11 protein-coding genes are annotated in these 11,661 nt (G+C 68.1%); 4 read left to right on the plus strand and 7 right to left on the minus strand.

Translation table 11 applies throughout. From position 1 onward, the window contains the following. Positions 1 to 11: 11 nt before the first annotated feature. Complete coding sequence (locus tag CFB82_RS21625; RefSeq protein ID WP_089485212.1) at positions 12 to 986, minus strand: AraC family transcriptional regulator; 975 nt, start codon at positions 984 to 986, stop codon at positions 12 to 14. A gap of 45 nt (positions 987 to 1,031) precedes the next feature. On the opposite strand from CFB82_RS21625, the gene CFB82_RS21630 reads away from it, so the two are divergent. Next, complete coding sequence (locus tag CFB82_RS21630) at positions 1,032 to 1,781, plus strand: SDR family oxidoreductase (protein WP_089485213.1); 750 nt, start codon at positions 1,032 to 1,034, stop codon at positions 1,779 to 1,781. A 292-nt stretch (positions 1,782 to 2,073) separates the two neighbouring features. On the opposite strand, the gene CFB82_RS21635 is transcribed toward CFB82_RS21630, so the two are convergent. Then, a complete protein-coding gene (locus CFB82_RS21635; RefSeq protein ID WP_069252305.1) occupies positions 2,074 to 2,346 on the minus strand; it encodes a hypothetical protein in 273 nt (90 codons plus the stop codon). A 467-nt stretch (positions 2,347 to 2,813) separates the two neighbouring features. On the opposite strand from CFB82_RS21635, the gene CFB82_RS21640 reads away from it, so the two are divergent. Beyond that, entirely contained in the window at positions 2,814 to 3,896 is a 1,083-nt protein-coding gene (locus CFB82_RS21640) for a helix-turn-helix transcriptional regulator (RefSeq protein WP_089485214.1), read from the plus strand. 30 nt (positions 3,897 to 3,926) lie between these two features. Here the strand turns inward: CFB82_RS21640 and CFB82_RS21645 are convergent, their stop codons facing one another. After that, a complete protein-coding gene (locus tag CFB82_RS21645) occupies positions 3,927 to 5,228 on the minus strand; it encodes an aspartate aminotransferase family protein (protein WP_089485215.1) in 1,302 nt (433 codons plus the stop codon). 77 nt (positions 5,229 to 5,305) lie between these two features. Here CFB82_RS21645 and CFB82_RS21650 point away from each other — a divergent pair, with 77 nt between their 5' ends. Continuing rightward, positions 5,306 to 6,190 carry a LysR family transcriptional regulator gene (locus CFB82_RS21650; protein WP_069252302.1) on the plus strand — a complete coding sequence of 295 codons (885 nt, stop codon included), beginning with the start codon at positions 5,306 to 5,308 and terminating at the stop codon, positions 6,188 to 6,190. Between the two features lie 25 nt (positions 6,191 to 6,215). On the opposite strand, the gene CFB82_RS21655 is transcribed toward CFB82_RS21650, so the two are convergent. Genes CFB82_RS21655 through CFB82_RS21670 form a run of 4 tightly spaced genes read right to left on the minus strand, consistent with a single transcriptional unit; the run spans position 6,216 to position 10,385 of the window. Then, positions 6,216 to 7,655: an isochorismate synthase gene (locus tag CFB82_RS21655; protein WP_089485216.1), complete on the minus strand. Its 1,440-nt coding sequence runs from the start codon at positions 7,653 to 7,655 to the stop codon at positions 6,216 to 6,218. Then, complete coding sequence (locus CFB82_RS21660) at positions 7,652 to 7,957, minus strand: isochorismate lyase (RefSeq protein ID WP_089485217.1); 306 nt, start codon at positions 7,955 to 7,957, stop codon at positions 7,652 to 7,654. Before CFB82_RS21660 ends, CFB82_RS21655 begins: the two co-directional genes overlap by 4 nt. Further along, positions 7,954 to 8,727, minus strand: a complete 774-nt coding sequence (locus CFB82_RS21665; RefSeq protein ID WP_089485218.1) for a thioesterase II family protein — start codon at positions 8,725 to 8,727, stop codon at positions 7,954 to 7,956. Before CFB82_RS21665 ends, CFB82_RS21660 begins: the two co-directional genes overlap by 4 nt. Next, positions 8,724 to 10,385: a (2,3-dihydroxybenzoyl)adenylate synthase gene (locus CFB82_RS21670; RefSeq protein WP_089485219.1), complete on the minus strand. Its 1,662-nt coding sequence runs from the start codon at positions 10,383 to 10,385 to the stop codon at positions 8,724 to 8,726. The genes CFB82_RS21665 and CFB82_RS21670 overlap by 4 nt, the downstream gene beginning before the upstream one ends. Before the next feature lie 217 nt (positions 10,386 to 10,602). Between CFB82_RS21670 and CFB82_RS21675 the strand changes: the two genes are divergently transcribed. After that, entirely contained in the window at positions 10,603 to 11,544 is a 942-nt protein-coding gene (locus CFB82_RS21675) for a helix-turn-helix transcriptional regulator (protein ID WP_069252297.1), read from the plus strand. Positions 11,545 to 11,661 lie beyond the last annotated feature (117 nt).

Here is an 11,661-nt window from a genome sequence, read left to right on the forward strand (position 1 = left end):
GCGGACGCGGGTCATTCGTCGCTCGCTGCGCGTTCGTCGCGCGCATATTGCGCGGGCGGCCGGCCGACGTGCCGCGTGAACGCGACGCTGAAGGTGCTGGCGGAACTGTAGCCGACGCGCCCGGCGATCTCCGCGATGCGGCCTTCGTCGCGACGGAGCAGGTTCTTCGCGAGCGCCATGCGCCACGTGAGCAGGTATTCCATCGGCGCGACGCCGACTGCGCGGCTGAAGCGTTCGAAGAAGGTCGAGCGCGACAGCGCCGCTTCCCTGGCGAGTTCGACGACCGTCCACGGGTGCGCGGGGCGTGCGTGCATGCCGCGGATCGCGGCGGCGAGACGGCTGTCGGCGAGCCCGCGCACGAGGCCGGGCGACGCATCCGTGCCGGCCGAGAACCGCAATGCCTCGATCAGCAACACTTCGACGAGGCGCGACAGCACGAGTTCGCGCGCGGGCCGCTGCGCACGCGATTCGTCCCGCACCAGTTGCACGAGCGTGGTCAGACGCGGCTCGCCGCGCACGTGCACGTATTGCGGCAGCAGCGACACCAGCAGCGCAGCGTCGGGCGAACTGAAGCTGCAATTGCCGGCCATCAGGCGCGTGTCGACCGGGCGGTCCGCGTCGCCGATCCGGTATTCGCTGTTGTCGAGCACGACCGGGGCGGCCGTTTCGACACCCGGCGGCGGCAGTTCGAAGCTGGATATCGAGACGCCGTAGGCGGCCGGAATCAACACGAAATCGCCGGGCAGCAGATCGATCGGCGGATGTCCGTCGATCGCGACCCGGCACCCGCCATCCAGGACCGCGCAATAGAACGGCTCGCCGGCAACCGTCCGGCTGATGCGCCAGGGGCTTGCGCCGTGAACCAGCTTGGAATACCGCGTGCTCGGCTGCAGCAGCGTCACGACCTCGGCCAACGGATCGATCATCGCCGGACTCTCGCAAAAGAAAATCGGATTTTCGATTGTAGCGAATACGGATCCGGCCATCTATCGTACGAACACATGCTCAACACGTCACAGGAGTGAGTTCGCATGAAGACCGTATTGATCACCGGCTGTTCCTCCGGCTTCGGCCTCGAGATTGCCCGTTACTTCCTGGCCCGTGACTGGCAGGTCGTCGCGACGATGCGTACGCCGCGCGAGGACGTGCTGCCGCCGTCGGCGAACCTGCGCGTGCTGGCGCTCGATGTCACGAATCCCGACAGCATCCGCGCGGCGATCGACGCCGCCGGCCCGATCGACGTGCTCGTCAACAATGCGGGTTTCGGCGCGGCCGCACCGGCCGAACTGATGCCGATCGACACCGTGCGCGCGCTGTTCGAAACCAACACGATCGGCACGATCGCGGTGACGGAAGCCGTGCTGCCGCAGTTGCGCCGGCGTGGGGCTGGCGTGGTCGTGAACGTCACGTCGAGCGTCACGCTGAAGGTGCTGCCGCTGCTCGCCGCCTATCGCGCCAGCAAGGCGGCGGTCAATGCGTACACCGAATCGGTGGCGCTCGAACTCGCGCCGTTCGGCGTGCGTGCGCATCTCGTGTTGCCGGGCCGTGCGCCCGACACGCGTTTCGCCGACAACGCACGCGCGCACATGCACGGCTTCGAGCACGAGGCTTATGCGGAATTTTCCGCGGCGGTCTTTGCGCGCATCGTCGACGAAGCCGCGCCGATCACCCACGCGCAGGACGTCGCCGAAGCCGTGTGGCGTGCGGCGACCGATCCGTCGAGCCCGATGCGCATTCCGGCCGGCGCCGATGCGGTCGCGTGGGCGGCCGAAGCGGGCTGACGCTCGCCGACACGAGCGTGAATCGGCTGGCCGTCGACAGGGTCGAGCAGGCTTGTGTGCGTGCGTCATTCGGGATGCCCGCCGGCCTGCAACAAGCCGGCGGCGCGCTGGCATGCACGGTCGTGCATGCATCACGGACGGATACGGTCCGTGCTTTTTTTCAACCTGCCGCGCTCGGCATGAAGGAACGCCGCGCGCGTTTCTGCTCGTCATCCATCCGCCGGCCATGCATGGTCGCGCCAGCCACCCCCACCCGATACACGAGCGACCACGCCGAGCCGGATATCTGCCGCTACTGGCCGCCTTCGTACAGCTGGTTGAGACGCTGGAGTTCCCCCGACTTCTGCATCCGCTGGTATTCCTCCTTGACCTGTGCGCGCGTGAGCCCGGTCGGCCCACCTGCCTGCGCCCCGGCGCTGGGCATGCTGCCCATCGACGTCGCGCTGATCGCCGAGTCGGACGGCTTGCTCGACGCTGACGCTGCGCCATCGTCCTGCGCCCGGGCGAGGCCCGACGCACCCACCACACAAACGACGGCCAGTGCCGCCTTGTACATGCTCTTCATCGTGGCACCTCACATGAACAAGCAATGCAACAACCACGACGCGGATGCTGCATCGTCCGCGTATGTCGACGTTCCGTACGCGCAACGTCGATCCTCCCCCGGCCATTCCCCAAAGTGATCCGGCGACTGACGCATCGGCATGCGCGGCTTCGCGCCATGGTTCTGTCGCACGTGTCGAGTCGTCTTGTGCGCGTTTGACTCGCGCATCGTGAATCGGGTCATTCCGCCCACTGCATCGCGCCGGACAAATCCCCCATGCCGAACGCAGAGTGGTTTCGTCACGCGAATGCAGCCGGAATGGCGGAATGATAGAACCCGCATGCCGGTTTAACGCCCTCTTGAAAGGGGGTATTTGCCGTCGTTGTCATGTGGAATGCCTACACTGCACAGACATCGCGAAACGTATGCAGTCGAGCGTCTCGCCATGACGCGCGAACGAATCTGGTGCATGTTCGAGGAGCGCATTCATGTCTGACAAACACGTCGCGCTTGCGAGTCATATTCGGCGGCTCTGTTCGCTCGCCGTCGAGCCGCGCCTCATCATTCCTCACGTGGTTGAGGCGGCCCGGCACATCGTCGGTGCCGATTGGGGCATGTTCTTCTATGCCGACGAGCACTACGCCGTGTCGGACGTGTACAGCGAAAACGAAGCGGTGTACGCGTTGTTGCCGGCGTATTTCTCGCACATCCACGACACCGAGCGGCAGAAGGTGCCGGGCGTCACGTTTTCCGATGCGATGCGCCGCGGACACGGTTTCGACAACAGCGCGCACCACGACGATGCACTGCTGTCGAGCGAGATGTACGCGGACCTGTGGCGGCCGATGTCGATGCGCCACTGTCTCGAGCTGACCGCGACGGACGGCACGCGCGGCTGGGGCAGCCTGCTGCTGTCGCGCGCATCGGGCTGTCGTCCGTTCTCGGAAAAGAACCATCGCGACATCGAACCCGTGGCGCGGCATCTGGCCCATGCGCTGTCGCGGCCCGTGCAGCCCACGCTGCACGAATCGGAATGCAGCGAGTCCGCGACCCTGGTGGTCGACGACGACGGCCGGCTCCTGCTGCACAACGCGGACAGCGTCCGGATGCTGGCGCTCGCGACCGGCGAGCCGCTCGCGTTCTATCGTCACGAACGCTTGCCGGACTGGCTTGCGCCGCTAGGGTCGAACCTCAAACGAACCTGGCTCGGCTACCCGGCACCCCCTGCGACGCTCGAGCGCCGCAACCCTGCGGGGCGTTTCCGCTTCAAGGCCTATCGATGTACCGACGCGGTCGCGTTGCAACGCGATGCCGCGATCGTGATCCATATCGAACACTTTCCGCCGCTCAGGCTGATGGTCGAACGACTCGGTTTCGCGTTCGGCCTGACCGAGCGACAACGCGAACTCTGTGAGCAGCTCGTGCTGGGCCGCTCGCACAGCGAGATTGCGCGCGACTTCGCGCTGCGTGACAGCACCGTCGTCGATCATGTTCGCAAGATCTATCGCCGGCTCAACGTCCACAACCACGACGAATTGCGCAGTGTGTTCCGGACCGGGCGGCTCGATTAGGTTTCGCAGCGTGCGGTGCCAGGCGTGCCGTTATAGTGCGCGCCGGATCGCCTGTTCGAGCAACGACAACCCGAGATCGATTTCCGCTTCGCTGACGGTCAGCGGCGGCGCGATCCGGAATACGCCGCCCATGCCCGGCAACTGCACGATGTTCATGCTGAGCCCGAGATTCATGCATTCGCGCGTGATCTTCGCGCCGAGCCCGTCCGCCGGTTCCTTCGTGCGGCGATCCTTGACGATCTCGACGCCGAGCAGCAGCCCGCGCCCACGCACGTCGCCGATGCAGTCGAAGCGTTCCATCAGGTCGAGCAGGCCGCGCCGGAGCCGGTCGCCCATCACGTTCGCCCGCTCGACGAGCCCGTCGCGCTGCACGACGTCCAGCACGCGCAGGCCGACGGCCGCCGGCAGCGGATCCGACACGTGCGTCGTGTAGAACAGGTAGCCGAGTTCGTGCGCGCGTTCCTCGATTGCCGCGGACGTCACCATCGCCGCGAGCGGCAGCCCGGCGCCGAGTGTCTTCGACAGCGTCAGGATGTCGGGCGTCACGCCGTCGCGCTGGCACGCGAACATCGTGCCGGTGCGGCCGACGCCCGTTTGCGCCTCGTCGAGGATCAGCAGCATCCCGCGTTCCTCGCACTTGCGCTTGAGCGCCGCCATATAGCCGTCCGGCAGCTCGATGATCCCGCCCGAGCTGAGGATCGGTTCCGCGATGAACGCCGCGAGGTTGCCGCTCGACTGGCGATCGATCAGGTCGAACGCGTAGTCGAGTTCGGCCAGGTAGTCGTAGGCGCCGTTGCGCTCGAAGCGCGGCCGGTACGTGAACGGCGCCGGAATCGCGAACGAGCCGACGGCGGCCGGCCCGACGCCCTTGCGGCCGGCGCTGTACGTGGCCGACGCGGCCGCGCCCGTCATCCCGTGCCACGACTGCGCGAAGCCGACGATCTCGTACTTGCCGGTGACGAGCTTCGCCATCCGGATCGCCGCTTCGTTCGATTCCGCGCCGGTGCTGAGCAACAGCGCGCGATCGAGTCCGGCGGGCGTGACGTCGGCGAGGCGCGTCGCAAGGTCGACGACCGGCCGCGACAGCATCCCGCTGAACAGGTGGTCGAGCTTGCCCGCGTATTCGCCGATCACGGACACGATCTCCGGATGGCTGTGGCCGAGCACCGCGCTCATCTGGCCCGACGTGAAATCGAGGATCGCGCGGCCGTCCGCGTCATACACGAAGCTGCCTTGCGCGCGCTCGATGATCATCGGCTCGAACGTGCCGCCGTAGCGGACCAGGTGCTGCCTGGCATGGCGCCAGAAGGTCGGGTCGTCGTTCAGGGACATCGGGCGTCTCCAGGAAAGGGGCAGGGGGCGCTTGCAGTCTAGGCGTGCGTCTGGTTTGATGGAAACGAATAGTTCTAATGCAAGGTAGAAAAGGAGCTAATACCTTGGCGCTTTCGCTCGAAATCGACCTGCTGCGCTCGTTCGTCGTGATCGCCGAGGTGCGCGCGCTCAGCCGCGCGGCCGCGCGCGTGGGCCGGACCCAGTCCGCGCTCAGCCAGCAGATGAAGCGGCTCGAGGAGGTCGTCGACCAGCCGCTGTTCCAGCGCACCGGGCGCGGCGTGGTGCTGACCCACCCGGGCGAGCGGCTGCTGGTGCACGCGCAACGCATCCTGCGGCTGCACGACGAGGCGATGGCCGACCTGTGCGGCACGGGGTTGTCGGGGACGATCCGCTTCGGCTGCCCGGACGATTACGCGGAAGTCTGGCTGCCGTCGCTGTTGCGGCAGTTCTCGAGCCAGCATCCGCAGGCGATCGTCGAAGTCGTGTGCGGGCCGACGCCGCGGCTCATCGAGCAGCTGGAGAAACGCGCAGTCGATCTGGCGATGATTTCATTGCCGGACGACGGATCGAACGACGCCATCATTCGCCGCGAGCAACTGGTCTGGATCGGCTATCCGGGGCTCGAACCCGCATATTTCGATCCGTTGCCGCTGGCGCTGTCCGATCGCGACACGCTCGATCACATCGCCGCCTGCGAGGCGCTGGATCGCGCGGGCCGCGATTACCGCGTCGCGTATGCGAGCAGCAGTCTCGCGGGGCTGATCGCGCTGGTGCGTTCGGGGCAGGCGTTCGCGGTGATGACGCAGACGGCGGTACCGGCCGACCTGGCGATCGTCACCGGCGATCCGCGCCTGCCACCGTTACCGGCGGTGGGCATTGCGCTGAAGTTCGATCGCAAGCGGCCGTCGCATCTGACGGCGGCGTTCGCCGAGCATATCCGGCTCACGCTGCCGCTATTGTGATGCGCGCGGCCGCCACGCGGACGCATCAGTCGACCGTCGACGAGGCCGATACCTTCGCCGGGCCACGTGCATAGGCATCCGCCGTCGCATCGCGCACGCGGATCGCCGCCTGCATGCCCGACAACTTGAGTTCGGTCTCCTGATATTCGTTGACCGGATCGGAATCGGCGACGATGCCGCAGCCCGCGAACAACCGGCAGGCGCCGCCGTCGACCAGCGCGGAGCGCAGCGCGACGATGAAGTCGCCGTTGCCGTGCGCGTCGATCCAGCCGACGGGCGCCGCATACCAGCCGCGATCGAAGCCTTCATGCGCGCGGATGTGGTCAAGCGCTTCGGCGCGCGGATGGCCGGCCACCGCCGGCGTTGGGTGCAGCGCCGCGACGACCTGCAGCAGCGTCGCATCCGCCTTCAGCGTCGCGCGGATCGGCGTGCTCAGGTGCTGCAGCCTCGGCAGCCGGTGCAGCGACGGTTGCTCGGGCACGTCGAGCGCGCGCGACAGCGGCGCGAGCGCCGCGCGGATCGCGTCGACGACGAGCGCGTGTTCGAAGCGTTCCTTCGCGGAATCCATCAGCGCCGCGCCGAGCGCGCGATCGTCATCAGGCGTGGCACCGCGCCGGATCGTCCCGGCCAGCGCATGCGTGCGCACGTCGCCGGCCGCGACACGCGCGAGCCGCTCCGGCGTGGCGCCGACGAAGCAGGCGCCTTCACGGCGGACCGCGAACAGGTGCGCATGCGCGTCGCGCTTGCGCAGCCGGCGCAGCAGCGGCACGACGGCAACGGGCCGCGCGTACTGGTCGAGCACGTCGCGCGCGAGCACGACCTTGCCGAACCTGCCGCCGTGGATCGCGTCCACCGCGCGCCGGACTTCGTGTTGCCATTCGCTCGCTTGCAGCGCCTGCGTGTGCAGCAGGTGCGGCGCATCGTCGTCATGGGCGGCGGCGAGCGTGCCGAGCGACTCGATGCGCGCGAGGCACGCATGCGCGAGCGCGGCCGGATCGTCGTGCGCGGCGACGACGTGCTGGCAGACGGCCCAGTGCGCGTCGCCTTCGCGCACGATCAGCAGCTTCGCCACCGTCATGCTCGCGTCGGGAAACGGCGCCCAGTGTGCGCTGCGCGCGCCGTGCGAATCGAACCGGAAGCCGCCGACGAGGCGCGGCGGTTGCGGGCCGGCCGTCACCGCATCGCGAACGAGCGCGCGCCAGCGCGCATCGATCTGCGCGAAGCGCGTGTCGCCGGTGGCGGTCAGTTCGAGCGCGCCGTCCCAGCCGAACAGCGTGACGGACGCATCGCCGGCTTCGTGGAAGAACCACGGCGTGGCGCCGTCGTCCCACGCGGCGATCAGGTCGAAGAAGTCGAGCGGGCGCAGCGGCACCGACACCGACGCGAGCGTCGGCGTGCCGGTGTCGGCGGCGCGGCGGGCCGCACGGACGAACGTATCGTGCAGCAGCGGGAGGCCGGCGTTCATGCGAGCCCCCGCTGTTGCCGCCAATATTGTGTCTGCTGCGCGATGTACCACGCGATCAGGCCCGAGAACAGCGTCTCGACGTAGTCACCGTCGAGGCCGGCCTGTTCGGCCCAGCGGCGCCGGTCGGGCAGCATCGCGGCCACCCGTTCCGGCGCGGCGATGCTCGCTTCGTCGGGCTTGAATCGCGATGCAGCCTTCACGTATTGCATGCGCAGGCCGAGCGCCTGGATGATGTCGGCGTCCAGGCGATCGATGGCTTCGCGAATGTCGGGCAGCCCCGTGCAGGCGTCCGGTGTCTTCATGTGTACTCCTTTCCGTAACGAAGGGATTGGTCGATCCGTTCGACCAGATGCGCGATCACCGTCGGGTATTGGTGGCGCAGATAGAAGTGGTCGCCGCTGAACGTCTCGATGCGGATCGGGCGCGACGCGACGTCCTGCCACGCGTACGCTTCGTCGTTGTCGAGCTCGGAATCGGCAAGCGGCAGCATCACGCTGAGCGGCGTATTGAGCCGCGGCGGCCGGTCGCGGCGATACGTCTCGATCGCGCGGTAGTCGCTGCGGATCATCGGCAGGTAGATCGCGCGCATTTCCGGGTCGGCGAGCAGCGCGGCGTGCTCGCCGGACAGCCGCGCGACATCGCCCACGAGCGCATCGTCGGATTGCAGGTGCAGGTCCGACAGGCGCTGGCGATGCGGCGGCGGCAACGCGGACACGGCCAGGTAAAGCGGCGCCGCGCCACGCGCTTCGAGTCGCGCCGCCACCTCGAAGGCAAGCGCCGCGCCGAGGCTGTGCCCGAACAGCACGAGCGGCGCATGGGTATAGCGTTGCAGCGCGTCGGCGGCGGGACCGGCGAGTGCGTCGATCGACGTCAGGCACGGCTCGCCGAAGCGTTCCTCGCGGCCCGGATACTGCAGCGCGAGCAGGTCGACATCCCACGGCAGCGCGCGGCTCCAGCCGCGAAAGAAATTCGCGGTGCCGCCGGCGTGCGGAAAGCAGACGAGCTGCGCGCGCGGGCACGGCGACAGGCGCAGTTCGCGGATCCAGCTCGACTCGGTCGGTCGTGCGCTCATGCGGCCGCCGCCTGCAGCTGGCGGCGCAGCAGGTCGCGCAGCGATTTCTTGCTGGTCTTGCCGATGCCGGTTTCCGGGAAGCGCGGCATGAACTCGATGCGATCCGGAATCTTGAACGCCGCGAGCCCGCAGTCGCGCAGGTAGCGTTTCAGCACGAGCCTGGACGGTGCGGGTGCGCGGGCGACGACGAACGCGCACGTGCGCTCGCCGAGCAGCGGGTCGGGCATCGCGACCACGGCCGCGTCATGCACCTGCGGGTGGGCGAGCAACAGGTTCTCCACTTCCTCGGCGGAGACCTTCTCGCCTCCGCGATTGATCTGGTCCTTGTCGCGGCCTTCGACGACGAGGTCGCCGTCCGCGGTGCGACGCACGCGGTCGCCGCTGCGATAGAAGCCGTCGGCCGTGAACGCGGTCGCGTTGTGCTCGGCGAGCCGGTAGTAGCCGCGGATCGTGTACGGGCCGCGTACCTGCAGTTCGCCGATTTCACCGGGTGCGACCGGTTCGCCGGCATCGTCGACGATGCGTATTTCGTCGCCGTCCGACACGGGGCGGCCCTGCGTGTGCGCAATCCGTTCGGGCGGATCGTCGAGCCGCGTGCAGCAGATGAGCCCCTCCGCCATCCCGAACACCTGTTGCAGCCGGCAGCCGAGCACGGGCGTCACGCGCGCGGCCGCGTGGTCCATCAGTCGTGCGCCGCCGACCTGCAGCACGCGCAGGCTCGACAGGTCGGCCTGCCGTTGCGGCTGTTCGTCGAGCCACAGCAGCGCAAGCGGCGGCACGAGCGCGGTATGCGTGACGCGCTCCTGCGCGATCAGCGCGAAGCTCTGTTCGGGCTCGGGCCGCCCGGTCGTGATGACGCGACCGCCCGCGAGCAGCGCGCCGATCGTGCCGGGGCAGCACAGCGTGAAGTTGTGCGCCATCGGCAGCGCGGCGAGATACACGGTATCGGCGTCGAAGCCGCTCGCGGCGCTGCACGCGCGCGCGTTGTACAGGTATTCGCGATGACGGCGCGGAATCAGCTTCGGCGTGCCGGTCGTGCCGCCCGACAACTGGAAGCACGCGATGTCGTCGGCGCGTGCCGCGCATTCGCGCAGCGGCGGCGCATCGTACAGCGCGTCGAACGGCGTGAACGCGTGATCGTCGCCGGCCATCACGATGTGCTCGAGCGTCGGGCAATCGGCCTGCAACGCGGCTGCGAGTGGCCGGCAGTCGAATTCGCCGAGTTGCGCCGCGCCCAGATACGCACGCGCGCCGGCGAAGCGGCAGAACGCGCCGATCTCGTAGTGCCGGTGCGCGGGGAGGGCGAGCACCGGCCGCACGCCGAGCTGGAACAGCGCGAAACACGTCTCGATGAAGCGTGCGCCGTTCGGCAGGTGGACGACGACCGCGTCGCCGCGCGTCAGGCCGAGACGCGCGAAGCCGCCCGCCAGCTGGCGGATGCGCGCCAGCAGGTCGCGATAGCTGAGCCGGCTGGCGCCGTCGACGATCGCGAGCGCATCGGGATCGCGCTGCGCTTGCGCGTCGAGCGCATCGAAGAAAGTCGTGTCTTGCCAATAGCCGGCGTCGCTGTAGCGGTGTGCGAAGTCGTCGGGCCAGTCGGGCGCGTCGGCCGGGGAGGCCGGGGAGGCCGGCGCCACGGAGGGAAGGGAGGATTGCATGGGCTGACCTTGGGTTCCGGCAAGTTGTCAGAAAATGTAAATGAGAGGTATTATCATTTGTCACAAGTGCCGCGATAGCGTCGTTTCTTTCGATATCGCGGCAATTTCATTCGATCGGGCGCCTGTCGCGCGGCGCCCGCCCGGCCCGGCCGGACAATCGGCCGGTTGTCGCCGGCGCGCGCCGGGCCGCGCGTGCCGCCTAACCAACGGACCACCGATGAGCTCGACCTCCTTCGCTTCGTCACGACGTCACCCGCCGGTGCTCGTGCCCGGCAATCATCCGGGCGTGGTGCACATCGACGCGGGCATGAAACTCTTGAGCGGCACGCTGTGCTCGGACAGCCGCGACTGGTACGAGGAGCCGCTCGAAAAAGGGCTGAAGCTCGTCCTCGTGCAGAGCGGGCAGCTGCGCTGCCGTGTGCCGGGCCAGCCCGAGCAATGCATCAAGGGGCCGGGCCTGTGCGTGATCGCCAACGACGGCGAATTCACGACGCACCAGATCTACGACCGCGACACGCCGCTGCGCTACACGATCGTGCAGCTCGGCCTCGACGCGCTCGACCGCAACCTGAGCCTGTTGCCGGAGAAGATGCTCGCGCCGACGGGCGGCGATCCGCGCATCGTCAGTTGCCCGGCGTCGAAGGCGCTGCAGGCGCTCGCGGTGCAGATCGCGACTTGCCCGTTCGAGGGCGCGGTGCGCGAGTACTACCTGAAGGCCAAGGCCTTCGAACTGACGGCGTTGAGCGCGCAGCTGCTGGCGACGCAGCGGCAATTCGCGCCGGCCGACGTGCGCGTCACGTCGTCGGACGTGGAGCGCGTGTACGCGGCGAGCGACATCCTGACGCGCGAGCTTCAGCAGCCGCCCACACTTGATGCGCTCGCGGGCCGGGTGGGGATGAATTCGCGCAAGCTGACGGCCGGTTTCCGCAAGGTGTTCGGCACGAGCGTGTATGCGTACCTGCAGGAATACCGGCTGCGGACTGCGCACGCGATGCTGTGTGCAGAGGACGCGAACGTGTCGACCGTCGCGTACCGCGTCGGCTATAGCCCGGCACATTTTTCGATCGCGTTCCGCAAGCGCTACGGCATTTCGCCGAGCGATATTCGTGCGTCGTCGAACGCGATCGACGACGTCGAGATGGCGCGCGCGGCAATCTAAAACAACTGACCGGCAGCCTAAAGCAATCGACCGGGCTCATGGGCGTGAATGAGATAGATTCTCATTCACGGGTGGCCGCCGCCGCGCGGATCCGCCATCGAACGACCCCTATAAGGC

The sequence above is a fragment of the Burkholderia sp. HI2714 genome (assembly GCF_002223085.1).
GTDB lineage: Bacteria > Pseudomonadota > Gammaproteobacteria > Burkholderiales > Burkholderiaceae > Burkholderia > Burkholderia lata_D.

Bases quoted from the DNA above. Each gene is read 5' to 3' on its own strand.
- CFB82_RS21625 (WP_089485212.1), bottom strand. From the start codon at position 986: ATGGCCGGATCCGTATTCGCTACAATCGAAAATCCGATTTTCTTTTGC.
- CFB82_RS21630 (WP_089485213.1), top strand. From the start codon at position 1,032: ATGAAGACCGTATTGATCACCGGCTGTTCCTCCGGCTTCGGCCTCGAG.
- CFB82_RS21635 (WP_069252305.1), bottom strand. From the start codon at position 2,346: ATGAAGAGCATGTACAAGGCGGCACTGGCCGTCGTTTGTGTGGTGGGT.
- CFB82_RS21640 (WP_089485214.1), top strand. From the start codon at position 2,814: ATGTCTGACAAACACGTCGCGCTTGCGAGTCATATTCGGCGGCTCTGT.
- CFB82_RS21645 (WP_089485215.1), bottom strand. From the start codon at position 5,228: ATGTCCCTGAACGACGACCCGACCTTCTGGCGCCATGCCAGGCAGCAC.
- CFB82_RS21650 (WP_069252302.1), top strand. From the start codon at position 5,306: ATGCAAGGTAGAAAAGGAGCTAATACCTTGGCGCTTTCGCTCGAAATC.
- CFB82_RS21655 (WP_089485216.1), bottom strand. From the start codon at position 7,655: ATGAACGCCGGCCTCCCGCTGCTGCACGATACGTTCGTCCGTGCGGCC.
- CFB82_RS21660 (WP_089485217.1), bottom strand. From the start codon at position 7,957: ATGAAGACACCGGACGCCTGCACGGGGCTGCCCGACATTCGCGAAGCC.
- CFB82_RS21665 (WP_089485218.1), bottom strand. From the start codon at position 8,727: ATGAGCGCACGACCGACCGAGTCGAGCTGGATCCGCGAACTGCGCCTG.
- CFB82_RS21670 (WP_089485219.1), bottom strand. From the start codon at position 10,385: ATGCAATCCTCCCTTCCCTCCGTGGCGCCGGCCTCCCCGGCCTCCCCG.
- CFB82_RS21675 (WP_069252297.1), top strand. From the start codon at position 10,603: ATGAGCTCGACCTCCTTCGCTTCGTCACGACGTCACCCGCCGGTGCTC.